The 24,992-nt window shown below is 64.5% G+C and carries 21 protein-coding genes and 1 pseudogene; 9 read left to right on the plus strand and 13 right to left on the minus strand.

Going from position 1 to position 24,992, the window contains the following annotated elements; genetic code table 11:
- Positions 1–116: 116 nt before the first annotated feature.
- The 3 genes from JMY29_RS19505 to JMY29_RS19515 are packed head-to-tail and all read left to right on the plus strand — an operon-like array spanning position 117 to position 3,431.
- Entirely contained in the window at positions 117–2,564 is a 2,448-nt protein-coding gene (locus tag JMY29_RS19505; RefSeq protein ID WP_189076581.1) for a CHAT domain-containing protein, read from the plus strand.
- Entirely contained in the window at positions 2,561–2,920 is a 360-nt protein-coding gene (locus JMY29_RS19510) for a CU044_2847 family protein (RefSeq protein ID WP_018779370.1), read from the plus strand. The genes JMY29_RS19505 and JMY29_RS19510 overlap by 4 nt, the downstream gene beginning before the upstream one ends.
- A 4-nt stretch (positions 2,921–2,924) precedes the next feature.
- Positions 2,925–3,431, plus strand: a complete 507-nt coding sequence (locus JMY29_RS19515; RefSeq protein WP_064722409.1) for a universal stress protein — start codon at positions 2,925–2,927, stop codon at positions 3,429–3,431.
- Between the two features lie 307 nt (positions 3,432–3,738).
- On the opposite strand, the gene JMY29_RS19520 is transcribed toward JMY29_RS19515, so the two are convergent.
- Genes JMY29_RS19520 through JMY29_RS19535 form a run of 4 tightly spaced genes read right to left on the minus strand, consistent with a single transcriptional unit; the run spans position 3,739 to position 8,763 of the window.
- Positions 3,739–5,130 (minus strand): GntP family permease, encoded by a 1,392-nt coding sequence (locus JMY29_RS19520; RefSeq protein ID WP_018779372.1) that lies wholly within the window; start codon positions 5,128–5,130, stop codon positions 3,739–3,741.
- A 23-nt stretch (positions 5,131–5,153) separates the two neighbouring features.
- A complete protein-coding gene (locus JMY29_RS19525) occupies positions 5,154–5,789 on the minus strand; it encodes a bifunctional 4-hydroxy-2-oxoglutarate aldolase/2-dehydro-3-deoxy-phosphogluconate aldolase (RefSeq protein ID WP_018779373.1) in 636 nt (211 codons plus the stop codon).
- The gene (locus JMY29_RS19530) at positions 5,786–7,435 is read right to left on the minus strand and encodes an N-acyl-D-amino-acid deacylase family protein (protein WP_189076582.1); all 1,650 of its coding nucleotides are present in this window, start codon (positions 7,433–7,435) and stop codon (positions 5,786–5,788) included. Before JMY29_RS19530 ends, JMY29_RS19525 begins: the two co-directional genes overlap by 4 nt.
- Before the next feature lie 8 nt (positions 7,436–7,443).
- A complete protein-coding gene (locus tag JMY29_RS19535) occupies positions 7,444–8,763 on the minus strand; it encodes an alanine racemase (RefSeq protein ID WP_189076583.1) in 1,320 nt (439 codons plus the stop codon).
- A 168-nt stretch (positions 8,764–8,931) separates the two neighbouring features.
- On the opposite strand from JMY29_RS19535, the gene JMY29_RS19540 reads away from it, so the two are divergent.
- From JMY29_RS19540 to JMY29_RS19550, 3 genes are read left to right on the plus strand one after another with little or no spacing between them, the layout of a single operon-like run.
- Positions 8,932–9,939: a sugar kinase gene (locus tag JMY29_RS19540; protein ID WP_189076584.1), complete on the plus strand. Its 1,008-nt coding sequence runs from the start codon at positions 8,932–8,934 to the stop codon at positions 9,937–9,939.
- Between the two features lie 4 nt (positions 9,940–9,943).
- Complete coding sequence (locus JMY29_RS19545) at positions 9,944–10,705, plus strand: IclR family transcriptional regulator (RefSeq protein ID WP_064722441.1); 762 nt, start codon at positions 9,944–9,946, stop codon at positions 10,703–10,705.
- Positions 10,702–11,106 (plus strand): RidA family protein, encoded by a 405-nt coding sequence (locus JMY29_RS19550; protein WP_017197328.1) that lies wholly within the window; start codon positions 10,702–10,704, stop codon positions 11,104–11,106. Before JMY29_RS19545 ends, JMY29_RS19550 begins: the two co-directional genes overlap by 4 nt.
- A gap of 171 nt (positions 11,107–11,277) precedes the next feature.
- On the opposite strand, the gene JMY29_RS19555 is transcribed toward JMY29_RS19550, so the two are convergent.
- From JMY29_RS19555 to JMY29_RS19570, 4 genes and pseudogenes are all read right to left on the minus strand, one after another.
- Complete coding sequence (locus tag JMY29_RS19555; protein WP_229778686.1) at positions 11,278–12,003, minus strand: polyprenol monophosphomannose synthase; 726 nt, start codon at positions 12,001–12,003, stop codon at positions 11,278–11,280.
- A 229-nt stretch (positions 12,004–12,232) separates the two neighbouring features.
- Entirely contained in the window at positions 12,233–13,546 is a 1,314-nt protein-coding gene (locus JMY29_RS19560; protein WP_189076586.1) for an LssY C-terminal domain-containing protein, read from the minus strand.
- Between the two features lie 67 nt (positions 13,547–13,613).
- Positions 13,614–14,585, minus strand: a complete 972-nt coding sequence (locus JMY29_RS19565; RefSeq protein ID WP_189076587.1) for an NAD-dependent epimerase/dehydratase family protein — start codon at positions 14,583–14,585, stop codon at positions 13,614–13,616.
- 59 nt (positions 14,586–14,644) lie between these two features.
- Positions 14,645–14,983 (minus strand): annotated as a pseudogene (locus tag JMY29_RS19570) (cyclase family protein); the annotation flags it as partial.
- A gap of 284 nt (positions 14,984–15,267) precedes the next feature.
- On the opposite strand from JMY29_RS19570, the gene treS reads away from it, so the two are divergent.
- Positions 15,268–17,553 carry a maltose alpha-D-glucosyltransferase gene (gene treS, locus JMY29_RS19580; RefSeq protein WP_018779382.1) on the plus strand — a complete coding sequence of 762 codons (2,286 nt, stop codon included), beginning with the start codon at positions 15,268–15,270 and terminating at the stop codon, positions 17,551–17,553.
- A gap of 75 nt (positions 17,554–17,628) precedes the next feature.
- Here treS and JMY29_RS19585 read toward each other — a convergent pair whose 3' ends face one another.
- The 5 genes from JMY29_RS19585 to JMY29_RS19605 all read right to left on the minus strand — a co-directional run bounded on the left by JMY29_RS19585 (position 17,629) and on the right by JMY29_RS19605 (position 21,424).
- Complete coding sequence (locus JMY29_RS19585) at positions 17,629–18,330, minus strand: hypothetical protein (protein WP_189076588.1); 702 nt, start codon at positions 18,328–18,330, stop codon at positions 17,629–17,631.
- A complete protein-coding gene (locus JMY29_RS19590; protein WP_189076589.1) occupies positions 18,327–18,824 on the minus strand; it encodes an RNA polymerase sigma factor in 498 nt (165 codons plus the stop codon). Before JMY29_RS19590 ends, JMY29_RS19585 begins: the two co-directional genes overlap by 4 nt.
- A 147-nt stretch (positions 18,825–18,971) precedes the next feature.
- Positions 18,972–19,907 (minus strand): polyphosphate kinase 2, encoded by a 936-nt coding sequence (ppk2, locus tag JMY29_RS19595; protein ID WP_018779385.1) that lies wholly within the window; start codon positions 19,905–19,907, stop codon positions 18,972–18,974.
- Between the two features lie 69 nt (positions 19,908–19,976).
- Entirely contained in the window at positions 19,977–20,498 is a 522-nt protein-coding gene (locus JMY29_RS19600) for a GNAT family N-acetyltransferase (RefSeq protein WP_189076590.1), read from the minus strand.
- Positions 20,498–21,424 (minus strand): MurR/RpiR family transcriptional regulator, encoded by a 927-nt coding sequence (locus JMY29_RS19605; RefSeq protein ID WP_189076591.1) that lies wholly within the window; start codon positions 21,422–21,424, stop codon positions 20,498–20,500. The genes JMY29_RS19600 and JMY29_RS19605 overlap by 1 nt, the downstream gene beginning before the upstream one ends.
- 184 nt (positions 21,425–21,608) lie before the next feature.
- Here JMY29_RS19605 and JMY29_RS19610 point away from each other — a divergent pair, with 184 nt between their 5' ends.
- Both JMY29_RS19610 and JMY29_RS19615 read left to right on the plus strand, forming a co-directional pair.
- Positions 21,609–22,901: an exo-beta-N-acetylmuramidase NamZ family protein gene (locus JMY29_RS19610; RefSeq protein WP_189076592.1), complete on the plus strand. Its 1,293-nt coding sequence runs from the start codon at positions 21,609–21,611 to the stop codon at positions 22,899–22,901.
- A 57-nt stretch (positions 22,902–22,958) separates the two neighbouring features.
- Positions 22,959–24,986 (plus strand): glycoside hydrolase family 3 protein, encoded by a 2,028-nt coding sequence (locus JMY29_RS19615; protein WP_189076593.1) that lies wholly within the window; start codon positions 22,959–22,961, stop codon positions 24,984–24,986.
- The last annotated feature ends 6 nt before the right edge of the window (positions 24,987–24,992 follow it).

Raw genomic sequence — 24,992 nt, forward strand, 5'->3', positions numbered from 1 at the left:
CCACCTTCCGTCGGTTTAACGGTAGGCCTGGTCGGTTGCCGCTTCAAGGCCTGAAACCCCTTGCGGGGTGGCCGTCGTAGGGCCAATCTGTACGTAGGAACCACAAGGGACCCGCGATGGACTGTGACATCGAGCTGGAAATCGACGCTGGCTCTGCACGCGGTGAATATACGGTGCACGTGGTCCGTGCGCCGGCGGGAGGGCATGCGTCCGGAGCCTTCACCTTGGACGTAGATGGCATCCAGGACCGGCTTCCGCAGCTTGAGGCCACCGTCCTGGCTTCCGCGGTCGCCGCCCGGCGGACGTTGCCTATCGCCGAGGTTGCGGTTCGGGAAGTGGGGCAGGAACTCTTTCAAGCACTCTTTACCCGTGAGGTGTACGGCACTTACAGGGCAAGCCTTGGGGCAACACAGCATTCGGGCCAGCAACTTCGCGTGGTGCTTCGGCTCGCGGCTCCGGAGTTGGCCATGATGCCGTGGGAGACCCTCTTCGACCCCGGGACTGAGACCTACCTTTGCCAGACAGAGCCGCTCATCCGGCACATCCCGGCCCCCGATTACAACCAGAACCCGCTGGACGTCGCACCTCCGCTGAGGATTCTGGGCATCGTCGCATCGCCGCGCGACCTGCCTGCCCTTGACGTCGAGACCGAGAAGGACCACTTGGGCCGGGCTTTGGCCGGCCCCATGAGCGAGGGCCGCGTGGAACTGGTGTGGTCCAAAACCGGGACCTGGGATGACGTCCAGTCGATGCTCCTCGCCGGCCCATGGCATGTGGTTCATTTTGTCGGGCATGGCGACTACGACCCCCGCACGGACGAGGGCCGGATCGCCCTGGTGGGCCAGGACGGGCGTGCAGCCATGGTCCGCGCCGTCCGCTTGATGGCCCTGCTCAGCGTGGCCTCCCCCAGGCCACGGCTGGTGGTGCTCAATTCGTGTTCTTCCGGTGAGATGGGCCAGACCGACCTCTTCTCCGGGACGGCTGCCGCGCTGGTCAGGAGCGGAATAGGCGCTGTGGCGGCCATGCAGTTCGCCATCAGCGACGCCGCCGCGATCGCCTTCGCCCACGGCTTCTACGCCGCAATCGCCAACGGCCGCACGGTGGACGAAGCCGCCCGCGTTGGCCGCATCTCGGTCATGGCCAGCCCCGACGGCACGTTGGAATGGGTCACGCCGGCCCTCTACGTCCGGGGCGGCTCCACGCAGCTCTTCACGCTGACGGGGCCGCCGCGCGCACCGGCTTACAGTGAAAGCACGACGGCGGCCGCCGCGTCGGGCGGTCAGGCTGCGGTGCCGCCCCCTGCTGTTGCGAACACCGAACAAGCCCACACCGATCAGGCGATGAAGCGGGCCCAGCTGAGGGCGTTGTACGTGCAGGCAACCGCGGAATTGCGTGCCCGGCGATTCGAGCAGGCCGTCGAGTTGTTTGAGGACCTACTCACTCTGGAACCCGGTTATAGGGACGCTGCAACGCAAAGGGATGCGGCCCGCAGACGGCTGGAGCTGGCACGTATCTACCGCGAGGCGCTCCAGGCGGAGGAATCCGGCGATTGGTTGGCCGCTGCGGACGGCTTCGCCTTGGTCCTGGACGACCCCGAGTATCCCCAGGCCGCAGCGCGCAAACAGGACTGCGAGCGAAAGCAACGCGTCTCCGACCTAGAGGGGGAACTGCGGTACCACTCCTCCCAGGGCTCCTGGCAGGCAGTGCTCGACGTTTCCAGTGAATTGGCTTCAGTGGACCCCTCGGCGGCGGATCCCGGCGGGCTCGCCACGGCAGCGCGTGCCGAAATCGAGAAGGCCAAGCCAAAGCAAACCCCTTCCGCGGAGGAGTCCCAAACTGATATGGCCGGCACCCGGGGTTCGTACACCACCGTGTATCAGCCCCCGCCCCAACCGCGCGCTGCGCCGCTGACCGGTGTGCCGGCGTCGAATATTGCAGCTGCCCAAGCCGGGCAAAGCCCGGTGGCATCACAGCCGGGCGCGTCCGCGCCATTGAATGCGGTTCCCCTTGCCTGGGGCGGTGCCGTCCTGGCGGTGGCCGGCGGGCTTGGGGTGTGCTTTGCCGTCTACTTCCTGTGGTTCGATGACAACTATTGGTACGAGAGCGGCGGCGACGCATCCCTGAGGATCCTCTACGGTTTGGTGGCTCCCCTGGGATACCTGCTGCTGGCCGTCGCCGGCCTTCCGGATCGGACCATCATCGGACGCCTGGTGATGGCCGGAGTTGTTGTCTCAGGTGCGGTCTTTGGACTTTCGGGACTGAATTACAGCGTGGAACTGACAGCTGTGGTGTTCAGCTTTGTGCATGCAGGTTTTGGGTTGTGCGCGGGCATCCTGGCCATGCGTTCCAGTCAATCCAGGCTTATGGGCTGGCTGCTGCTCTGGCCCACACTGTCCGTGCCGCTGGTCTGGGTCCAGGACAAGGGAGTGTTCCTTGAGTCCTGGTACCGGACACACGCCTACTTTGCCTTGATACAGCTTTTTGTGGTTTGCGCGGCCGGTATGGCTTTCCTGGCGGCCTCCCGCCGCCTGCGTGCGCGGTCAACGGAAAGGACTGAAAAATGACGCACCTGGTGGAGTTCGCAACGGATGACGGCGGCACGGTGATCGTGGAGGTGGCGAGCACTGCCGGCAGCCTGGTGACACGGGGTGGTGAGCACACGGCCGATCACTCGGGGGTCTTCGCGCGTGCCCAGCAGACGTTCCAACGGGCCCTCGAGCATGTCCGTCCCGCGGTCCAAGGCGTCATTGACGAGTTGCTCAGCCTCGAAAACCGCCCCGACGAGCTGAGTGTGGAGTTCGGGATAGACCTTCATGCGGAGGCGGGCGCCTTTATCGCATCGGCCAGCACGGCATCCAACTTCAAGGTGCGGCTGACGTGGAACAAGCCTGTTCAACAGCACGGCGCGGCGCAACAATAAGGGTATGGCTGAGGAAAATTTCAGCGGGCCCATTCCCCTCGTGGTGGGCGTCCTTCCCGACCAGCACGTGGAGGTGCTGCAAACGGCCCGGACCCTGGCCGAGCAGCTCGGCGTGCCGCTGGTGTGCGCCTACGTGGACGAGGCCAGCTACCTCGTGGAGTGGGATCCCTCCCGCGAAACCCACAGGATGTCGCTGCACCCGGAAAAAGACGACGCCGAGGTGGACGCGGTCCGGGGGGATCTCGGCAAGATGATCGGGGAAGCCATGGACGGCGGCAGCGCCGACTGGACCCTGCGGCTGCTGGCCGGCGATCCCGCCCGGGCCCTGGGGCGGCTGGCGGCGGACATCAACGCGTCCATGATCATTGTGGGCTCGCCGGAACCTGGTTTGGGGCACCGGATTTCCGAGGCCCTCAACGGTTCCGTGGCTGCCTGGCTCAGCCATCACCAGCGCCGGCCGGTGCTGATTGTGCCCCAGAAAAAGCGCCATGACGGGGACCGGAGAAACTAAAGCGAAAGTACTTATTCGAGGTGGTGGCATTGGCGTCCCATGGCACGTAGAGTGATGAGTGCAGGAAGCGAAAGCGCCTGCTCAAAGACCGCTCCGGAGTGCGTATCCCCCAATAACGCACTCCGGAGCTCTTTGCTTTAACGGCAGCGCGATGCGGCCGCAGCCGCGCCCGATGCGGCCACTACATGCTTAAAGCACAACGGCCCCGGCATGCCTTTTGACAGGCATGCCGGGGCCGTTCCGGTTTCACATTGGCTCGTGACGGTAGAAGCTCACGACGCCGGAACCCACCGTGGGTGCCGGCGGTTCACCTCACGAAGGTGTACAGCAGGGCCGCCATTCCGAAGCCCACAATGGACAGCACGGTTTCCAGCACGGTCCAGGTCTTCAGGGTGTCCTTGACGGACATGTTGAAGTACTTGGAGATGATCCAGAATCCGCCGTCGTTGACGTGGCTGGCGATGATGGAGCCGGAGGAAATGGCCACCACGATCAGGGCGAGCTGCGGCTGGGAGTACCCGGTGGCCAGGCTCGGTGCCAGGATGCCGCCGGTGGTCACGATTGCCACGGTGGCCGAGCCTTGGGCGATGCGCATGCCCGCACTGATGACGAACGCGGACAGGATGATCGGCAGGCCGGCCTGGGACAGCGAGTCCGCAACAGCCTTACCAACACCCGTGGCGGACAGGACTGCTCCGAAGAAGGCACCGGCACCGACCACGAGGAGAATCATGCCTACGGGCCGCAGCGAAGATCCCGTGATTTCACTGAGCTCGGCGGAGGTCATGCCGCGGCGGATGCCCAGCAGCCACATGGCCAGCAGCACGGCCACGGTCAATGCGATGGCCGGGTTGCCGAAGAACTGGAGGACGTCCCGGAAAGCCCCGGGAGGAGCGAAGATGTTGCCGAACGTGCCGCCAAGGATGAGGATCATGGGCAGGCCGATGGCCAGCAGCACCAGGCCGATGGACGGTTCGTGGCCCCGGGCTCCCTCGGCCTCGGGAACGATCCGGTCTTCCGGAACGGACACCATCACGCGCTTGCCGATGTACGTACCCCACAGGATGCCGGAAGCGAACCAGGCGGGGATGCCGCAGATGAGGCCCATGAGGATGATCCAGCCAAGGTCAACGTGGAAGAGGCCGGCAGCGGCAACAGGGCCGGGGTGCGGAGGCAGGAAGGCGTGGGTTACGGAAAGGCCTGCCAGCAGCGGCAGTGCGTACAGTGCCAGGGACTTGCCGCCGCGGATGGCGGCAACATAGACCAGCGGCGCAAGGACGAAGATGCCGATATCGAAGAACACCGGAATACCCAGTACGAAGCCGGTGATGCCCATGGCAAGCGGGGTGCCCTTTTCACCGAAGATCTTCACGAGCCTGCCGAGCAGCACTTCCGCGCCGCCGGACCGTTCCAGGATGGCGCCCAGCACGGTACCGAGGCCGATGATCACGGTGATGTGGCCGAGGATGCCGGCGAAGCCCTTTTCGATGAGGGCGTCGCTGCTCTTGGTGGCCGAACCCACCAGGGCTTCCACGGAAATCCCGCCGACCAGGGCCACGATCACACCCGTCCCCACGAGGGCGATGAACGGTTCGAGCTTGACCTTGATGATCAGGAACAGCAGCAACGCGATGCCCGCGCCTGCCAGGAGGAGCAGGCCGGCGGTGTCGTGCCGCAGCCATTCAAGAAATTCATTCATGGGCGTTTCTTTCTGGGTGAGTCCTACTTGAGGGTGCTGGTGAAGGCTGCGGCACGTGCCGCGATGTCTGCCCAATCGCCGGCAGCGACTGCTGCGGGCGGGACCACGCTGGTGCCACAGCAGACTGCGGCAGCACCGGCGTCGAGATAGCTCTTGGCGTTGGAGGCGTCGATGCCTCCCGAAGGCAGCAAACGGATGCCCGGGTACGGGCCCTGCAAGTCCTTCAGATACGCCGGACCGAGCTGGCGGGCGGGGAAAATCTTGACGGCGGCCGAACCCAGGTCCAGGGCCTGCGCCACCTCTGTGGGGGTCATGGCGCCGAGGCTGAAGGGAATTCCCGCAGCCGCAGCAACTGCCGCGACCTCCGGCCTGAGCCCGGGCGTCACCAGGAACTTCGCCCCGGCGTCGATCGCTGCGCGGGCTTGGTCACCGGTCATGACGGTGCCGATTCCGACGGCGGCACCGTGGTCCGCTGCCGTCTCGGCCGCGCGCTTGACGTGCTTGAGCGCATCCGGCGTGGTGAACGTCAGCTCGACGCTGCGGATGCCGCCGCTGGCCAAGGCACGGCAGAGGTCGGCCGCGTCCGTAATGGAGGGCGCCCGGACCACAGCGAGCGTGCGGTCCGTTTCGAGCTGCTGGAGGAATTCTTCGGGGGTCATGAGGTGCTGCTTCCTACTCGGGTGAGGCCGTCGCTGTGTCTGCGGAGGGCGCGGCCGGCGCGTGCGCCGGTGGGTTTGCCGCCGTCGATCGCTGCCATGCCATTGACGAACACGTAGTGGATGCCGTCGGCGGCCTGGCGGGGATTCTCGAACGTGGCGGTATCGCGGATGGTTGCGGGGTCGAAGAGCACGACGTCGGCTGCGCAACCTTCGCGGACCAGTCCCCTGCCGCTGAGCTTGAGGCGGGCGGCGGGCCGGCCCGTGAGGTGGTGGACTGTTTCTTCGAGGCTGAGCAGGCCGAGGTCGCGGGAGTAATGGCCGAGGTAGCGCGGGAACGTGCCCCAGGCGCGGGGGTGTGGTTTGGCGCCGACCAGGAGTCCGTCGCTGCCGCCGGTGTGCGTGCGGTGCTTCATGATGGCCTGGACGTTTTCCTCGTGACCGACGTGTTGCAGGATGCCGGTGCCGAGGCGGTCTTCGGTGAGGATGCGCACGAACACGTCGAAGGGATCCTGCCGGGCTTCGGCCGCGATGTCCTTGATGGTCTTTCCCACGAGTTCTGCGAGCGCCGGGTTCTGCACTCCGCTGATTTCCAGGGTGTCCCACTCGGCAACGACGCCGTGGCAGCCGTCGGAGCCGTAGATCTCCACGGCTTCGCGGATGCGCGCGCGGGTGTCCGGGTCCGCCAGCCGGGCCAGGGTGGCCTCGGTTCCGCCGGATGAGGCCCAACTCGGCAGGATCGCGGAGAGCGTGGTGGCGCCGGGGAGGTAGGGGTAGGTGTCCAGGGTGATGTCCACGCCTTGGTCCAGGGCTTGGTCGATCAAGTCCAGGAGTTCCCCGGCGCGGCCCTTGTTTTCGGCGAAGTTCATGGTGGCGTGGGAAAGGTGGAGGGCGCAGCCGGTATCGCGGCTGAGGGAGATCATCTCGGCGTAGGCTCCCAGGGCGCCCTTGCCGTAGGAGCGGTGGTGCGGTGCGTAGAAGCCGCCCAACTCACCCACCGTGCGGAGGAGCCCGGCAAGTTCCTCGGTCTGCGCGTACATACCGGGCGTGTAGGTCAGCCCGGAGCTCATGCCGAGGGCGCCTTCTTCCATCGCCGTGCGGATGACGTCCTGCATGTGCTGTTGTTGCTCCGGCGTGGGGTCTCCTTCAGCGAAACCCATCACCATGGCCCGGACGGTCCCTTGGGGTACCAGGTAGGCGGCGTTGGTGGCGATGCGGCCGCCCTCTTCTACGCTGTCGAGGCGGTCGAGGTACTCGCCCACGGTCCGCCAGTTCCAGTCGAAGCCGGCCGGGTTGTCGTTCCAGCCCGCGATTTTCTCCCGGACACCGGCCAGTGTGGCGTCGTCCACGGGCGCATAGGACAGTCCGTCCTGGCCCAACAGTTCCGTGGTGACGCCTTGGCTGAGCTTGGCGTAGTGGTCCCGGTTGACCAACAACTGCAGGTCGGAATGCGCGTGCATGTCGATGAAACCGGGACTCAGGACCAGGCCGCTGGCATCGATGACACGCTCGGCGCCCGTGTCCGCTGGGGTGAGGCTACCGGCGTCGACGACGGCGGCAATCACCGCGCCGTCCAGCAGGACGTCCGCTGGGCGGCGGTCCGCTCCGGTTCCGTCCACCAGGGTGGCATTGCTGATGAGGGTCTTCATGGCGGGTCCTAGAAGAAGGTGTGGATGAGGTCGACGACGGTCTGGTCGCCGCCCGGCGTGGAATCCGCGAGCACCGGGATGACCGTCCATTTGTCGAAGGCGGTGCACGGATGGGACAGGCCCAGCCGGACGACGTCGCCGGGGCGGACGGTGGTGGTGTCGGGGTTGAAGGTCAGGAAGCTGTGCTGGTCGTTGACCGAAGTGATTTCGGCTCCGACCAGGGGCTCCATGGCTCCGCCGAGGGTTGAGCCGATGAACTGCGGCTCGGGCAGGCCTTCGTCGAACGGAAGGTCCCGCTTGCCGGCGTCGAGGAGTGCAAGGCCCGGTTCCGGTTGCGACACAACCCGTGCCCAGCCGTACATTCCGGGGCTGAAGGGTTGGTTGCCCGCCCGGGAGAACGGCGAGATTCCGCGGTAGAAACCGTCGTCGTGGATGATGTAGGCGCCGCTGCGGATCATGAGATCCACTTTCAAGGAATGAGACACAGTCGGGGCCGCCTCCGCTGTGGTGCTGATGCAGGGGGACAGCACAGTGACGACGTCGTCGAAGTACGCGCTGCCACCGGCCGTGATGATGACGGAGCCGGAACCGTACAACCCGGCGGCGAGCAGCTCCTCGTGAAGCAGCCGCATCTTGGCGAGGTACCCGCGGACGGCGGCCAGTCCGGCGTCGTCCGCTGTGTGCGCGAGCGAGCCTTCGTACCCGGCGACGCCCACAAGGCGAAGGTGCTCCGCGGCATCAACGGCCCGGGCAACCTCAAGCGCGGCATCCACACCGCGGGCTCCGGTCCGCCCACCGTGTGCGCCCAGCTCAACCAGGACATCCAGAACAGAGTCGGTGCCGGCCAAGGTCCGTTCGATCAGCGCGACCGTGTCCACTGAATCAACCCAGGACAGGATGGCGGAGTCCTGCTCCGCCACCCACTGGATGGCGTGGGGATCCGTGAGGCTGTTGGCGAGCTGCAGGTTGCGGACTCCGAACCCGCGGGCCACCCGCAGCTGCGCGAAGTTGGCCAGCGTGATGCCCCAGGCTCCCCGGTTGAGCTGCTCGGCCCAGAGCTGCGGGGACATGGTGGTTTTGCCGTGGGGAGCGAGCAGCACGCCCTTGTCTGCGCACCACTTCGCCAGGTGGTCGGCGTTGCCCTGGAGTGCCTGGGCGTCGAGGGTGAGCAGCGGGGTCTGCAGCGCGGCCAGAGTTGGCTTGGCCGCAAGGAAATCAGCGTGCGTGATCCCGTTGGCGGCGGCGGGGATGGCCTTGTGGCGCCAGTCGAGCCGGCGCTCGGCCAAGGATGCCACGGCGGTTGCCGAGATGGCTTCGGAAGTGTCCACGCGTTGATTCCCTTCGCGGTGCTGCGGCGTTGAAGCTGCGTTTTGGGTTGATTCTCTTGCGTTGCGTATTTTGCAACGCTGGTTGCAAACCTGCTGGTGATATGTCTAACATGGTGGCGGATAGAGAGTCAAGGCCGCTGCGAAGCGCGCGAACCTATGGGAGAACGAGTGCTTTCAGCTGTATGTGTCGGCGAAACCATGGCCATGCTTACCCCTGTCCAAGCCGTCCCCCTGCACCTGGCAACGGAGCTGCACTGCGGGATCGGCGGCGCCGAATCCAACGTCGCCATGGGCCTGGCAGCCATGGGACTGGACACCCACTGGGTCAGCCGGGTGGGCCACGACGGCTTCGGCACGCGCATCCTCCACGATCTCCGGAACCACGGAGTGGGCGTCTCAGGCGTCGACATCGACTCCCAGCGTCCCACCGGCCTTTACGTGAAGGTCCCGGCCCAGGATTCAGACCCCGACGGCGGCAGCTCAGTCCTCTACTACCGGCAAGGATCCGCGGCATCGGCCATGGGACGGGACACACTCGCCAATCCCGCGGTGTCCTCCCTGCTGGAAAAAGCTGCCCTGATCCACTTGAGCGGAATCACCGCCGCCCTCTCCCCCGAGTGCTTGTCCCTCCTCGAAGCGATCCTCACCGCACCCCGGAACGGCCGGACCATCAGCTTCGACGTCAACTGGCGCGAAGCCTTGTGGGCAGGCCAAGACCGTTCCGTCCTGCAGCGCCTGGCGAACCTGGCCGACGTCGTGCTTGTTGGGAAAGACGAAGCCGAGCACGCCTTCGGAACCACTGATGAAGCCGAACTCCGCCGCCTGATGCCCGACCCCAAGGTCCTGGTCATCAAGAACGAGGCCATCAGCGCCATCTCTTTGGACCGGAGCGGCACCCGGGAAGAGGTGCCCGCACTGTCGGTCGCCGTCGTCGAACCTGTTGGCGCCGGTGACTCGTTCGCCGCCGGGTACCTCAGCGGCATGCTGTTCGGACTCGGCCAGAAAGAGAGCCTCCGCCGCGGCCATGTCGCCGCTGCCTGCACGCTGACGGTCCACGGCGACCGGGGTCCGCTGCCGTCCGCGGAGGACCTCGCGGCCATCCTCGATTCTTCGGATGGGGCTTGGGCTGCTATCCATGTTGAAGACGGACAATTCAACACCGGAACCGGAGCGTGACACCTTGAGCCAAAGCCTCCTGCGGGCCATCGACCTGCTCGGCGAACTCGCCGCGAAGCCAGCCACCCTGGATGAACTCTCATCCAAGGCATCCGTACACAAGACGACCGTGATGCGGCTCCTCCACGCCCTCGAAGAAAAACGGCTGGTAGTGCGGGACGAGGACCAACGGTTCATGCTCGGCTCCAAGCTGTTCGAACTGTCCTCGCTGGCGCTGGAACAGCGGGACATCCGCAAAGTGGCCCACCCCCATCTGGCCGAACTCAACGGCAAGACCGGGCACACCGTGCACCTTGCCGCCTTCGAAGGAAGCGAGGTGGTGTACATCGACAAGTTCGAGTCCCACCACCCCGTCCGCATGTACTCGCGCATCGGCCTGACTGCATCGCTGCACTCGGCCGCTGTGTCCAAAGTCCTCCTCGCCGACATGCCGCGCAGCCGGCAGGAAAAGATCGCGGCGGGGCTGGACTACGTGAAAGTTACCGAGAACACCCTGACCTCGCCGGAGGCCTTGTTGGCCGAACTCGAGCAGGTCAAGGAACAGGGCTGGGCACACGACAACGCCGAGCACGAAGCGTTCGTGCACTGCATCGCGGCCCCCATCCGCGACGCCAGCGGCGCCGTTGTTGCCGCAGCCTCTTGTTCGGTACCGGTAGTGATGCTCAGCTATGAAGGCTTGCTTGAGCTGCTGCCCGACCTTAAAGCCAGCACCGAGGCCATCTCCAACGACCTCGGCTGGATCAGCCACGAAAGGAACCCAGCATGAGTGAAAAGACCGTAGTACTGACCGAAAACGCCCCCGCCCCGGCGCACGTATTCTCCCAGGGCATCAAGAAGGGCGGCATGTTCCAGGTTTCGGGCCAGGGCCCCATGGACCCCGCCACCAATCAGTACATCGGCGAGGGCGACGTCCGCGTCCAGACCCGCCGCACCCTGGAGAACGTCAAGGCCATCCTGGAAGCCGGCGGATCCTCCGTCGAAGACGTCCTCATGTTCCGCGTCTACCTCACCACCCGCGACGACTTCGCCGCCATGAACGAAGTCTACGGCGAGTTCATCCGCGAGAACGTCCCCAGCGGCCAGCTGCCCAGCCGCACCACCGTGTTCGTGGACCTGCCGCACGAGGTCATGCTGGTGGAGATCGACGCCCTGGCAGTCACCGCGTAACGCTCGCGCGCATCCCTCAAGCTTGAGGCCAACGCTCGCGCACATCCCTCAAGCTTGAACCCAACGCTCCCGCACATCCCTCAAGCTTGAAGCCAACGCTCCCGCACAGGGATAAAGCCCGACGGCGGCACTCACTTGGGTGCCGCCGTCGGGCTTTAAGAGTTTGGCGCCTTAGAAGGCGGTCACCCGTGCGGGTGCCTCCACCTTCTGGAAGCGGAGCTTCCACGGGGTGAGCGCGGATTCGAGTTGTTCGCGAAGGTCCATCTTGGATGCGCCTTCCACCCGCTCTTCAAAATGAATGGGAACCTCCATGATCTTCAGGCCGTGCCGGGCTGCCCGGTAGTTCATCTCCACCTGGAATGAATATCCGTCGCTTTGGATGGACGCCACATCGATCTGTTGCAGCGCAGAAGCTGTCCACGCCTTGTATCCCGCCGTGGCATCCTTGACCTTCAATCCCAGGATTGCGCCGACATAGAAGTTGGCCCACGCCGAGAGGGCCTTGCGGTGCCAGGGCCATTCGGCCGCAGTTGAGCCGCCAGTGACGTAGCGCGAACCAATCACGAGCGCAGCCCCGGAATCCTGGATCCGTTCAAGCATGGTGTGGATTGCAGCTACAGGGTGGGACAGATCTGCGTCCATTTGGATGATGATCTCCGAGTTCCCGGCCAGCGCCTCGGTCATTCCCGCCACATAGGCCCGGCCCAGTCCATCCTTTTCCTTCCGGTGCAGGACGGACACTGTTCCCCGGGATTCCGCCGACAATCGATCAGCCACCATCCCGGTCCCGTCAGGTGAGCTGTCATCAACAACCAGCACGTGCAGATTCGGAATACTGAGTGCCTGGAGCTGGGCGACAAGAACCGGCAGGTTCTCGCGCTCATTGTAGGTAGGCACAACGACGGTAACTTTCGGAAAAACAGCAGTCAAAACGAGGGTCCCCAATTCGGTGTTCGATAATTGCCGGGGCTCAATGCTGCTATGCGCGGCCCCGGGCACCGCCAGTCTATTGAGCCAAGCTGAAGAATCGTGGAAAGCTGTACCTCCACGACCCGCTTTGAATCTGAAACGCCCCCGACACGCCGGAAACTACGGCGTGTCCCGGCACTCCCGGCTTGAAAGAGGGTCAGGAAGAGACGCGGCGCCCGACGACCGAGGCAGGCACGGCCGGAATTCGCTGCCGTTTGGCGTAGACCCTCGCCCGCTGGCTGGAAAGTGCCAGGAGAACCAGGATGTCGGTGGCCAGGCCTGAGAGTCCGGCTTCGAGGGTGATGTTGGTGCTTCCGGTGAAGTAGTCAATGGCCTGGACAACCACCGATATGGAACTGAGGCCCATTGCGATCACCCGGGCTCCGTTGCTGCCCAGGAAAATCCGCCAGGCAAGGAAAATCTCACCCAGGCCGAACAACAGCACCGCGATGGCAACGAAGGTGACCACCGCCGTCGTGGTTTGCGGGTCAAGGGGGTCGCCGTCGGCGGTGAGGTCCGTGAAGACCTCGGACGAAGTCAGCAGCGTCAGGGCGAGGACGAAGGCCGCGATGGACCTGGCCACCACCAACGCGGCACCCATCATGGTGGGAGCCGGCCGCCTGTCACGGCTGTCAGTGGGACGGGAAGGCTGGCCGGCCGGGACAGTCACGGACCGCGCGTCGATAATGGGCAGGTCGCCGTCAGTGGAGATTGAATCACCGCCGCCGTTCCGGGAGTGGTAGCCGGTAGAGAAGTCCTTGATGACGTGAACGGCCACCGCGGGCCCGGCGTCGGAAACTGTCCGCACGATGTGGTCACGCTCAACGTCCGTGTTCTGCTCGATCTTATGCGTGATCTGGAGGGTGAACAGCGAGAAACCGACGCTGCGGTCGTAGGTTCCGGCGGCAAGCCAGTCCACCTTATGACCGCCCGGCAGGAGCCAGCCATCGGGGCAGCGCCAGAACCGGACGTGGTGGCGTTTGCCGGGGTTGTTGTCCACTTCCTGCTGATAGGCGAAATCCTGTTGCCGGTCGAACAGGTAGAGCGGGCTGACCGGCGCCTCGGAATAGCTTTGCCTGAAAATGGTGGAGCTGATGATGCGGCGGCTGCTGCCGAAGGTGACGTCGTCCGCCTGCGTCCAGCCGGCAGCGCGCATGATGGCGTGGATTTGCGGCTCGTGGCCGAGCAACGCGACGTTCACGGGATCGCCCAGGAGTCCGTCACTGGTCCGGGCGCGCCCGATGAAGTAGCCCGGAACGTAAATAGTGGTCAGGATGCGGTGCAGGCGGGGCAGGAGCAGATAAGCAAGAAATACCCAGAAGAAGAAGTAGAACCACACCTGGCCCCACCCCAGATGGAAGCTCTCCCCCACCAGCAGGAACGCCAGCCACACCGCAGCCGCCCCGCCCAGAATGAAGAACGCATGGTCCAGCCGGCTGTCAGTCACGTCCCTGCTCGGCGCCTTGTACACAGAGAGCCCCCTTTGCTTGCTTCAAGCTTCGGGCCTCGCGCGGGGGATGTACAGATACCGTTCAGGTTCAGTCGGGGCTGCTGACCTTGAGTTGCCCGTGGTCAACGAGCCAGCGCAGGGACTCGTGCACGGCCTGTTCGGGCTCGTAGCGCGGTGCGTAGCCCAGGAGGGATTTGGCTTTTTCGATGGTGAGGCAATGGTTGCGGGACAAGTGGGCCCAGCTAGTGTCGGCGTGTTCCGGTGTGCTGGTCCGGCGGAATTCGTCCCATCCGACCGTCTCAAGATGCGGCTCCTGGCCGAACCAGGACGCCGCAATCCTGGCGTAGCCGCGAACGCTCAGGGCCGTGGGAGCGACGATGTTGAAGTCTTCGCCGGCCGCCGCATCACGGCGGTCGATGGCCTTCTCAAAGGCCTGCGCGAGGTCGTCGGCATGGACGTGATGCATCATTTCCGCACCGCTTCCCGGCATGAGCACTGTCTGCCCGCCGGAGATCTTCTGCCACACCGTGGGATCGAAATTCCCAAGCGGCCCCACCGGATGCCAGCCCGGCCCCACGATATGCCCGGGATGCAGCGACGTCGTGACCAGGCCGCCGGACGCCGTCTCCTCCTTCAGCATGCGGGCGATGTCGCGCTTCTGGATGCCGTACTCATCAGTCGGTTCGAGGGCGGAATCCGAGCCCTCCGCCAACGGCAACTTCAAGCTCTCGCCGTACCGCCAGATGGATCCACAGTGCAGGAGATGCCCCACCTCGCCACGGAGACGGTTCACCAGCGCGGTGGCCGAGTCGAGCGTGAAGCAGACAAGGTCAACCACGACGTCGGCACCCAGCTCCGCGACCCTGTCACCGAAGGTGCCGGCACGGTCCTCCTGCTCACGGTCCGCAGCGACCTGGCGGACCTGCTGCCATTCGGGTGAATCCGTGTAGGGCGTGCTGGTTCCGCGGCTGATGTTGACCACCTCATGCCCCGCACGGACGAGCCTGGGAACGAGGAAGGAGCCGATGTGGCCGCTGCCTCCGATGACAACTGTCTTCATGGTGTCCACTTCGCCTTTGCTCCGGGGCCGGGAGTTCCAGCGTAGTCCGGCTTCGTGGTTTACAGCAGCGCGATGGCGTTCGCCGGCGAACCCGTGCCTCCCACGATGTTGAGCGGCTTGATGCTGACAAAGGCGTCCCAGTTTCCGGTTGACCTCATGTGCCGGGCCAATGGACCCAGTCGCCAAAGCTCACCGAGGGGCATGCCGAGTTTGGCGAGGAGTTGCTGGTGCATCATGCCGTTGCCATTCGGCGCCGCCTCCAGGAACGGGCTGCCTGCCACGGCCGGGAGGCATTCGAAGGCGAAGTTGTCGGCGGCCAGCAGCGCAATTTGGTTGTCCCACGCCCAGGCGACGAACTCCTGGGATTGTTCCACGCCTGATGCCTTCCTGCTGGTTCGGCCCAGTGGAATCCGTCACCGACAAAGCGTTGAGGGCCGGCGTACCGGAACTAAGGCGTGCAGCGGGCCGGCTTTCGGAGCTGCTGGAAGGGTCCGTCTACTAGCGCAGCAACAGTCTTCGGGCGGACATTAGCCAGCAACCTGACGACTCACTTCTCCCAAGTTCGACAAACCGCATGCGGTCGTGCCTAGCATGAATACTCCGGGTAAGCCCGGGTACGTGAACTCTTGAACGACCCCCTCGGAAGGTCGGCGCCAGCGCCGGCCACGTAAAGGAGAATGCTGTGCGGGAGCCTGTAGTCAACGAGAGCGCGGCAGAAGTCAGCGCTGATCCATCTGAATCACAGGAAGAACCGCAGGTAACTGAGGAAACCGCAACAGAGTCACCGGAAATCACGTTCGACGAGCAGTTCTACCCTGCGCGGCCCAAAGCGCTGAGGCCGATTGCCCGCCGTCGTCAGTTCTTTGCAGCCCGACCGTCCCTGGAGTTCGACGGACTGAACTCCACGTACGTCGATTGGCTGCGCAACCAGTCCATGCTCGGCGACGCCAACACCATGGCCCGGCAGCTTTCGGGGCAAGCCAGCATGTGGCAGAACTCCTACGCCAGGCCGAACCCGCGCTCCGCAGTGGAGCGCGCACCTGTCTGGTTCACGGCCTACCCCCTGTCCTTCATCACCAAGGACGGCCAGTCGTTCCTTTCTGCGCTCGGTGACCCTGCACTGTGGGATGCGTTCAGCCAGATCGGCATCCGGGGGCTGCACACTGGGCCGGTCAAGCTTGCCGGCGGCATCCGCGGATGGTCGCAGACACCAAGCGTCGACGGGCACTTCGACCGCATCAGCATGGCGATCGACCCTGCGTTCGGCACCGAGGAAGAATTCCGGCAGATGTGCGAGGTCGCCGTCGAGCACGGCGGCACGATCATCGACGACATTGTTCCCGGGCACACCGGCAAGGGTGCTGACTTCCGGCTTGCCGAAATGAACTTCCGGGACTACCCCGGCATTTATCACATGGTGGACATCCCCGAAGAGGACTGGCACCTCCTGCCGGACGTTCCCGAGAACGAGGACTCCGTCAACATCAGTCCCGAGACGGAGAAGGCCCTCCAGCAGGCCGGCTACATCATCGGCCGCCTGCAGCGGGTCATCTTCTACGAGCCGGGCGTGAAGGAAACCAACTGGAGCGCGACCAAGGCAATCGTCGACACCACCGGCAAGAAACGCCGCTGGGTGTACCTCCACTATTTCAAGGCCGGGCAGCCGTCCATTAACTGGCTGGACCCCACCTTTGCCGGCATGCGCCTGGTGGTGGGCGATGCCCTGCATTCCCTGCTGGACCTTGGAACGGGCGCACTGCGCCTGGACGCCAACGGCTTCCTGGGTGTTGAGAAAAGCGCCGAGGAAGAGCCGGGCTGGTCCGAAGGCCACCCGTTGTCCGAGGCAGCGAACCAGCTGATCGGCTCGATGATCCGCAAAGTGGGTGGCTTCTCCTTCCAGGAACTCAACCTCACCATTGATGACATCAAGGCCCAGTCCGAGTCGGGTCCGGACCTGTCCTACGACTTCGTCACCAGGCCCGCCTACCACTACGCCCTGGTGACCGGTGATACCGAGTTCCTGCGCCTGACCTTGAAGCTCGCCATGGAGATCGGCGTCGACCAGGCGTCCTTGGTCCACGCACTCCAGAACCACGACGAACTGACCTACGAACTGCTGCACTTCGCGGCCGGCCACAGGGACGACATTTTCGAGCTCGGCGGGGAAGAACTGACGGGCGCGGAGGTGGCCGAGAAAGTACAGGACACCCTGCGGGAGCGCCTCACAGGTGAGAACGGCCCTTACAACGCCGTCTTCACCACCAACGGCATCGCCTGCACCACCGTCAGCTTCATCATGGCCACGTTGGGGATCAAGGACCCGGACGCCATCACGGCGGAACAGGAAGCCCAAGTACTGGATGCCCACGTCCTGCTGTCCATGTACAACGCTTTGCAGCCGGGCGTCTTCGCACTGTCCGGTTGGGACCTCACCGGCATCACTGCCCTGGACCGTGAGACTGTCCGCGAGTTGACGTCCCAGGGCGACACCCGCTGGATCAACCGCGGAGCCCACGATCTCATGGGGACCAGCCCGGACGCAACGACCTCCTTGGCGGGCATGGCCCGGGCACGCAGCCTCTACGGCCCGCTGCCCGAGCAGCTCAAGGATCCGGCGTCCTATGCGCGGCGGCTCCAGAAGATCCTCACGGTGCGGGAAGAGTCCGGGATCGCAACCAGTACGCTCCTGGATGTCCCGGACGTGTCCAACCGTGGACTGTTGGTGATGGTCAACCAGCTCGCTGACGGTGCGGTGCAAGTGACGGTCCTGAACTTCTCCGACCAGGACATCGCAGGCAGCATCCAGTCCTCGCATCTGGTGCCTGGCGCGACGGTCCACGATCTGTTCAGCGGCGAAGATGTGGGCCAGGTGGATGACCTGGGCAGTTTCTTCCTGGAACTGCGGCCCTTCCAGGGCACGGCACTCCTGTTGAAGGATCCGGTCGCCGAGGACGAAGCTACCGAATAGGAAGCCCGACGTTCCGCGAGTTGGCACCTAATGACTTTGCCCCAAAACATGGGCATTAAATGCCAACTCGCGGGCTCACCAACTCTGGACCAGGAACGCTGCACCGGTCGGAGAGCACACGCCGGGGTCCCTGGTACCGGGCGCGAGTCCTCCTCCGAACGCAAAGTCGTCGCCCACATTGACTGCAGTTCCGTCGGGCAAGATGACTCCCGTCCCGGTGACCTGGGTTCCGAAGGGGAAGATGAGGCCCGTCGATGTTCCGTCCGGGCGGATTTCGGCGAAGCACCCTCCGCTGTTCAGGCCGAGCCTGCCTGAGTTGAGAGCCTCCATGAAGACGTTGACGCCTTGATCCGTAGAGACGGCGGCCTTGTTGCCGTTGCCTCCGACGACGATTTCGGCAGCGCCCGTCGCCGCCTTGGCGCCGATAATTTCAGGCAATGATGGAGACGCGGACGAATCTGTTTCCGGTGCGGCAGCAGACGGGGTGGCGGCTGGACCCGCCTGCTCATTGAGCGGCGCGGACAGGGACGACGCCACGAAAACACCGGCGAGGACTGCCGCTGCCGCCAACCCGGCCCCCGCAGCCAGCCGGAAACGTCGACGCGGGCGTCGCTGATGGAAGTCGTCGATGGAGCCGCCGGGTACGAGTTGCTCCGAGTCAGTGAACCTGACAGCAAGGCTTTTCTCCCGGCTCCGGGCCAGTTCCTCTTCCGTGACGGCCACGCCCGGATCGGCGCCCGTCAATCGTTCCACAGCGGCCGTTTCCTCATGCCTCATCGCTGCACATCCTCTATCTCTCGCTCTGCCCGAAGTAGTTGGCTGAGATGTCTTCGAGCCCGGTGCAGCCGCATCCTGACAGCGGTGGCCGAGACATCGAGCAGTTCCGCAACTTCGGCCGAGGTGAAGCCGTCCCAGTACGTCAGGAGGAGAACCTCACGGTCCTCGGGCTTGAGCCGGTCCAGCGCGTCCCGCACCTCGCCGTCGTCGCTAACCGGTTCCCTGGTCTGCTGCCGTTCCAGTTGCTGCGCGAGGTTGATCGAGCGGACGGCGGAACGGTTGTGGTTGCGGAGAACATTCCGGGCAATACCGAACACGATCAGCACGGACAATTCCTGGTCCTGACGGCACTTCTCCCAGGCGATGCGGAAGACTTCGGCGCATAGGTCCTCCGCAGTGGACGGGTCCCCGGCGCGCCGCCGGAAATAGCGATAGACCTTGTCATGGCAGGCCGAGTGGGCTGCCAGGAAGTGTTCCTGTCTGGCCGGCTCCACGCGATCTCCTTGGTCCGTCTGCACGCTCATACCCGGTTAATGTCCGGCAGTCAGAAGAATGTAACGGAACTTTTCAGGAAAAGCGCGACGTCGGCACTTACGGTAAGTGCCGACGTCGCGGTTTGCCGGGTTTTGCGCGTAGAGCGACTAGTCGCCTACGGCGTCGCGGCCGCGGCGGACGATCAGCGGATCCGCCGGGAAGACCACCGAGGTGTCCTTGTCCTCGTAGTCGAATTGGTTGAGGAAGAAGCGCATGGCGTTGATCCTGGCACGCTTCTTGTCGTTGGACTTGATGGTGATCCACGGTGCGTGATCGGAGTCCGTGTGGAGGAAGGTCTGCTCTTTGGCCTCGGTGTATTCATCCCAGCGGCCCAGTGACGCGAGGTCCATTGGTGAAAGTTTCCAGCGCCGCACGGGGTCGATCTGGCGGATCGCGAAACGGGTGCGCTGCTCTTGCCGGGTCACGGAGAACCAGAACTTGGTGACGTGGATTCCGGCGTCCACCAGCATTTTTTCAAAGACGGGCGCCTGGCCCATGAAGGTGTCGTATTCCTCGTCGGTGCAGAACCCCATGACGCGTTCCACGTTGGCCCGGTTGTACCAGGACCTGTCGAACATGACGATCTCCCCGGCAGTGGGCAGGTGCTGGATGTAGCGCTGGAAATACCACTGGCCCTGCTCGCGGTCGGAGGGCTTGGCGAGCGCCACGGTCCGGGCCGAGCGGGGATCCAGGTGCTCGGTGAAACGCTTGATGGTTCCGCCCTTGCCCGCGGCGTCCCTGCCTTCGAACACGATCACATGCTTCAGGCCCAGATCCTGGCCCCAGTATTGGAACTTCAACAGCTCTATCTGCAGGTGGTACTTCTCGATCTCGTACTCGTCGCGGGTCATCCGCTCCGGGTAGGGGTATTCGTCGCTCCATGTTTCCACGGCCGATCCGCCGGGATCGATGAGCTCAGGGTCTTCCCCTTGGCCTCCGCTGATGGTGTATCCCAGCTCCACCAGATGGTCGATGGTCTCGCGCAGGTTGTCCCTGACCCACCAGTTGTCCAGCGATGTGGCGAGTGGGTTTGCGTCCGTCATGCGGTCCTCCTGCTAAGCCGTGTGGTGCACGGCAGGCTAACAAGGCTTGGTGACGGGAACATGAACAGCCTAGAGGTCGATCCAATAGCGGCGGAAGAGTCGCCCATCGGCGTCGGTTCGCGCATCCTCAAGGAGCCCGCCCGCGCGTTCAATGGTTTTGGCGGACGCGGCATTGGAGTCATCGCAGGTCAAGAGAACCCGATCAGGCTCTCCTCGTGCAGCCAGGTGAGCGCACAGTTCCTGGAGGGCCCAGGATGCCGCCCCCCGTCCACGATCGGATGGCCTTACGCCGTAGCCGATATGCCCGCCGGAGTTCAGAAGGGCTGGGGTGAGATAGTGGCGGAACGCAATGGAGCCCACATACCGCGGGCCCTCCGTTATCCACCGGAACGTGCAGGGAACAATACCGTCCTTTTCGACGGCCCGTTCAGCGTCCAGCAGCTTGCGGACCCAGCGCTCAAAGCCCTTTTGACTGGTGACGTCATCCCCCGGGAACAGCCCGGCACCGTCCTGGTGGGCACCGTCCCACTCGCTGTGGGACTCGGTAAACGACTGATGAAAGGAAGCATCCGGAGCAACGAGGGTGAACATCACACGACTATATTCGGCTGGGGCGGTGTATGCCCGCGCGGCACTTTCCTGCCTTGGACGGCCGCGTGCGTCTTGCGCAGCGCTGAGATGGAAGCGTCGTACGAATGCTGGGCGACCCCCACGAAAAGGCAATCAACCACCATCATCTGGGCGATCCGGCTCCCCATCGCGCCTGGCCTGAAGGGTGTCTCACGCGCTGCGGTGCTGAGCACAATGTCGGCGTCACGGCCCAACGGCGAGTCAGCATGGTTGGTGATGGCGATCGTCGTGGCCCCGGCATCCTTGGCCGCCCTGAGGAAATCGACCGTATCCGCGGTGGTGCCGGAGTGCGAGATGCCCACCGCCACACCGTTCCCGTCCAGAAGTGCTGCGGACGTCAACGCGACATGAACTTCGGGCCAGTTGAAGGAAGTCAGGCCTATCCGGTGCAGTTTCTGCTGCAGGTCGTGGCCGACCAACCCTCCGGCGCCCACACCAAAGATGTCGATCTTCCGCGAGAGGGTGATGACCTCGATGGCTGTGGCCAGTTCGTGAACGTCGAGCACCTGGGCGGTGTCAGCGATGGACATCGTTTCGTTGAAAGCGATCTTGGAAATGATGTCGGGAAGCGAATCCGACGGGTTCACGTCGTCGTAAACCGTAGCGGGCACGGGGTTGGCTGAACTCTCCCTGGCCGCTTCCCTGGCGAGGTCGAGGCGCAGCTCGGAGTACCCGCGGTAGCCCACCTTTTTGTAGAAGCGGACAACTGACGTGGTGGACGTTCCGCAGTGCTCGGCGAGGTCGCCGATGGACAACGTCGCGGCCCGCGAAGGGTCCGCCAGGACAAGCTCGGCAACAGAGCGCTCGGATGGGCGAAGGGCCGGCAGGGCAGATCTGATCCGGACCAAAACAGTACGCGATGCCTGCGTGTTCAGCTCCTGGTCCACGGCGGACTCCTTCCAACGGCTGGGTCCAAAAGTACGGGCTTGTAAATAAGTTACCTAAACGTGGATACGAAGGTAAGTCATTGACGCATCTCCACGAGGGGAATACGGTCGATGTAAGGAAAATCACAAATGTTGTCAAGGAATCCCCACCTGAGCACGGCAGCACCTTTCCGAAAGGCACCCCATGAACCTCAACCGCAGAAGACTGATCCATGCCTCGGGGCTGGCCGCAGCGGCCGCCGTCGTCGCACCCTTCACGCCTGCCGCCGTCGCGCAGCCGCCGGGCACGCGACCCGGAAAGCCGGGCGCCGCCGTCAACGGAGCCGACCTCGCCGCCGCCGATAACTGGAGCATCTTCGCCGGTCGCAAGGTAGGTGTCATCACAAATCCCACCGGCGTCCTGGCCAACTTCCGCTCCATCGTGGACGACATGGCGGACAAGGGCGTCGACGTCGGGGCCGTCTTCGGACCCGAGCACGGCTTCCGCGGAACCGCCCAGGACGGCGGCAGCGAAGGCACCTCGGTGGACCCGCGGACCGGCATCACCGTCTATGACTCCTACGGCGCCGAAGTTGCCGACTACGTGGGCTTTTACGAAGCATCCGGCGTGGACACCATCTGCTTCGACATCCAGGACGTCGGAGCCCGGTTCTATACCTACATCTGGACTATGTGGGGCGCCATGCAGGCGGCGTCCCGGACCGGCACCAAGTTTGTGGTCCTGGACCGCCCCAATCCCATCGGCGGCCAGGCGCGCGGACCGGTCCTCCAACCCGGCTTCGAGTCCGGAGTGGGACGGTTGGGCATAGCCCTGCAACACGGCATGACCGTGGGCGAGCTCGCCACCTGCTTCAACGCCGTCTACCTCCCGGCCGCCGGTCTCACGCCCATCAAGGACCTTCACGTGGTGCAGGTTCAGGGCTGGCGCCGCGAGATGACCGGACCGGATAACAGGGCAGCCTGGATTCTCCCGAGTCCCAACATGCCCACGCCGGAAACAGCCACCTTGTATCCCGGTACAGCCTTGTTCGAGGCGACCAACATGTCCGAAGGCCGCGGAACCACCCGGCCTTTCGAAATCATCGGCGCGCCTTATGTGGACTACCGATGGGCCGAAGCGTTGAACGGCAAGGGTCTCAACGGCGTCACCTTTCGTGAGGCTTACTTCCAGCCCACGCTGTCGAAAAACCAAGGCCTCATCTGTGGGGGCGTCCAGGTCCACATCACCGACGCCACCCGCGTTGAAGCGCTTGAGGTGGGCACCCACATGCTGGTCGAAGCCAAGCGTCTGTACCCGGGCTTCGACTGGCGCGGCGACGGCGGCCGTTGGATGGGCCTGCTGAGCGGTTCGGCCCGCTTCGCCGAACAGCTCGACGCCGGCGCTGACGCCAGGACGATCATGGACAGCTGGCGGCAGGATTTGGGTCAGTTCGTTCGCGATACCCGCCCGTACCTCCTCTACAACGGGCCACGCTAAGCGCGCAGAAACACCCCGCCTCAACCAACAAACAAGGACGATGGGATTGGGATCCACATGTACAGAAAAGGAACTACCCTCATGACGGCGGCCGCCACGGCGCTGCTCATGACCGGCGCGGGCACTGCAGTCGCCGCCGTGCCCACCAGCACGGTAATGACGACGGCGGCCTCCGCCTCACCGGACATCGACGCAATGATTGCGGGCATGACTCTGGACGAAAAGATCGGCCAGATGACGTGGACCCATGTTTATGGTTCGTCCGCGGATGACACGTCCATGGCGTCAAGCAACCAGGAGCGGTACGGCGTCAATACGCCAGCCGAGGTGGTGGAGAAGTACAACCTGGGCGGCGTCCTCTACTTCGCTTGGTCCGGCAACACGGCCAACCCCGGGCAGGTTGCAGGCCTTTCGAACGGCCTGCAGAAGGCGGCCGTGGGCGCAGACGGAAAAGGCATTCCGCTGGCCGTGACCATCGACCAGGAAGGTGGCCTTGTGGCCCGGATCGGGCCGCCCGCCACTGTACTCCCGGGCAACATGGCACTGGGTGCCACCGGAGATGAGGAGCTTGCACGGGCCCAGGGCGGAATCCTGGGGTCGGAGATGCGCGCCATGGGCATCAACGTGGACTTCGCCCCGGTATTGGACCTCAACTCCAACCCGGACAACCCTGTCATCGGAATCCGTTCCATGAGTGAAGACCCCGCACTGGTCAGCAAACTTGGCGTCGCCCAGATCGACGGCCTGCAGGCACATAACGTGGGGGCTGCGGCCAAGCACTTCCCCGGCCACGGCGACACTTCAGTGGACTCCCATTACGGACTGCCAACGGTCACCTACGACCGCGCGACCCTGAACAAGCACCTCCAGCCGTTCAAAGCCGCGATCGATGCCGGCGTGGACATGGTCATGACGGCACACATCATTGTGGAGGCCATCGATCCGGACATGCCGGGAACCCTGTCCCACAAGGTGCTCACCGGCCTGCTCCGTGATGAGCTCGGCTTCAAGGGGCTCGTCACCACCGACGCTTTGGACATGGCCGCGATGGCCGCCGAATGGCCCCAGGAAAAAATCGCGGTCAAGGCCATCCAGGCCGGGTCCGACATCCTCCTCAACTCCCCCGACGTGGAGGCGTCGTTCGCCGGGGTGCGTGCCGCCGTCGGGTCCGGAGAGATCACTGAAGCCCGCCTGGACGAGTCCGTCCGACGGATCCTCGAGTGGAAGGTCAAGCGCGGCGTCTTCGACCAGCCCATGACCGATCCCGGCGCCGTGGACACGCTTGTTGGCACTGCCGAAAACCTCGGCACGGCCAATCTGATCTCCGACCGCGCCGTCACGTTGGTCCGCAATGAGGACCGCGTCCTGCCGCTCCCGTCCAAGAGCTCGGTGCTCATGGTTGGTTCCGGTTCAGCGTGGCCGGAACTGGCTGGTCCCATGCTCAAAATGCAAGGATTCGCAGTCACTGAAGATTACGAGAATGGCGCATCGCCCTCCACGGCCTACCGGGCCCGGGCGGTGGCCGCTGCCCGAGGAGTGGATGCGGTCGTCTTCGCCTCCTACAACGCCACCGGCAACGCTGCGCAACAGCAGATGGTGGCTGAGCTCGCGGCGACCGGAACGCCGGTGATCGTCATTGCCACGCGCAACCCTTACGACATCAACGTCTTCCCGGGCGCCGACGCCGTTCTCAACAGTTACGGGGTCAAGGAGGTCAACTTCCATGGCGCCGTCCGCGCCATTGCCGGCGCGGTCAACCCCAGCGGCAAACTGCCGGTGAACGTCCCGAAGGCCGACGGCGACGGCGTCCTCCTGCCGCTCGGCTTCGGCCTCAGCTATGACACCGCGACGCCGGCAGCCGTCACCTTTACGGACCGGCCGGGCAAGGGGCAGGATTCGTACACCATCCCCGCAGTTCCGGGCGTGACGTACCTCGTTGACGGCAAGGAGGTTGCAGCTGGGTCCTACCGGAAGCCGGCGGGCACCGTGACAGTCACCGCTGCACCCGACAAGGGGTACGTCTTCACGGACGGCGCCGTCACCGAGTGGAGCCACACCTTCACCACCGGGCTCCCCAACCCATAGGAAGAG

This window comes from Paenarthrobacter nicotinovorans (assembly GCF_021919345.1).
GTDB lineage: Bacteria > Actinomycetota > Actinomycetes > Actinomycetales > Micrococcaceae > Arthrobacter > Arthrobacter nicotinovorans.

Coding starts and splice junctions, on each gene's coding strand:
- JMY29_RS19505 (WP_189076581.1), top strand. CDS start 117: ATGGACTGTGACATCGAGCTGGAAATCGACGCTGGCTCTGCACGCGGT.
- JMY29_RS19510 (WP_018779370.1), top strand. CDS start 2,561: ATGACGCACCTGGTGGAGTTCGCAACGGATGACGGCGGCACGGTGATC.
- JMY29_RS19515 (WP_064722409.1), top strand. CDS start 2,925: ATGGCTGAGGAAAATTTCAGCGGGCCCATTCCCCTCGTGGTGGGCGTC.
- JMY29_RS19520 (WP_018779372.1), bottom strand. CDS start 5,130: ATGAATGAATTTCTTGAATGGCTGCGGCACGACACCGCCGGCCTGCTC.
- JMY29_RS19525 (WP_018779373.1), bottom strand. CDS start 5,789: ATGACCCCCGAAGAATTCCTCCAGCAGCTCGAAACGGACCGCACGCTC.
- JMY29_RS19530 (WP_189076582.1), bottom strand. CDS start 7,435: ATGAAGACCCTCATCAGCAATGCCACCCTGGTGGACGGAACCGGAGCG.
- JMY29_RS19550 (WP_017197328.1), top strand. CDS start 10,702: ATGAGTGAAAAGACCGTAGTACTGACCGAAAACGCCCCCGCCCCGGCG.
- JMY29_RS19565 (WP_189076587.1), bottom strand. CDS start 14,585: ATGAAGACAGTTGTCATCGGAGGCAGCGGCCACATCGGCTCCTTCCTC.
- JMY29_RS19585 (WP_189076588.1), bottom strand. CDS start 18,330: ATGAGGCATGAGGAAACGGCCGCTGTGGAACGATTGACGGGCGCCGAT.
- ppk2 (WP_018779385.1), bottom strand. CDS start 19,907: ATGACGGACGCAAACCCACTCGCCACATCGCTGGACAACTGGTGGGTC.
- JMY29_RS19600 (WP_189076590.1), bottom strand. CDS start 20,498: ATGTTCACCCTCGTTGCTCCGGATGCTTCCTTTCATCAGTCGTTTACC.
- JMY29_RS19610 (WP_189076592.1), top strand. CDS start 21,609: ATGAACCTCAACCGCAGAAGACTGATCCATGCCTCGGGGCTGGCCGCA.
- JMY29_RS19615 (WP_189076593.1), top strand. CDS start 22,959: ATGTACAGAAAAGGAACTACCCTCATGACGGCGGCCGCCACGGCGCTG.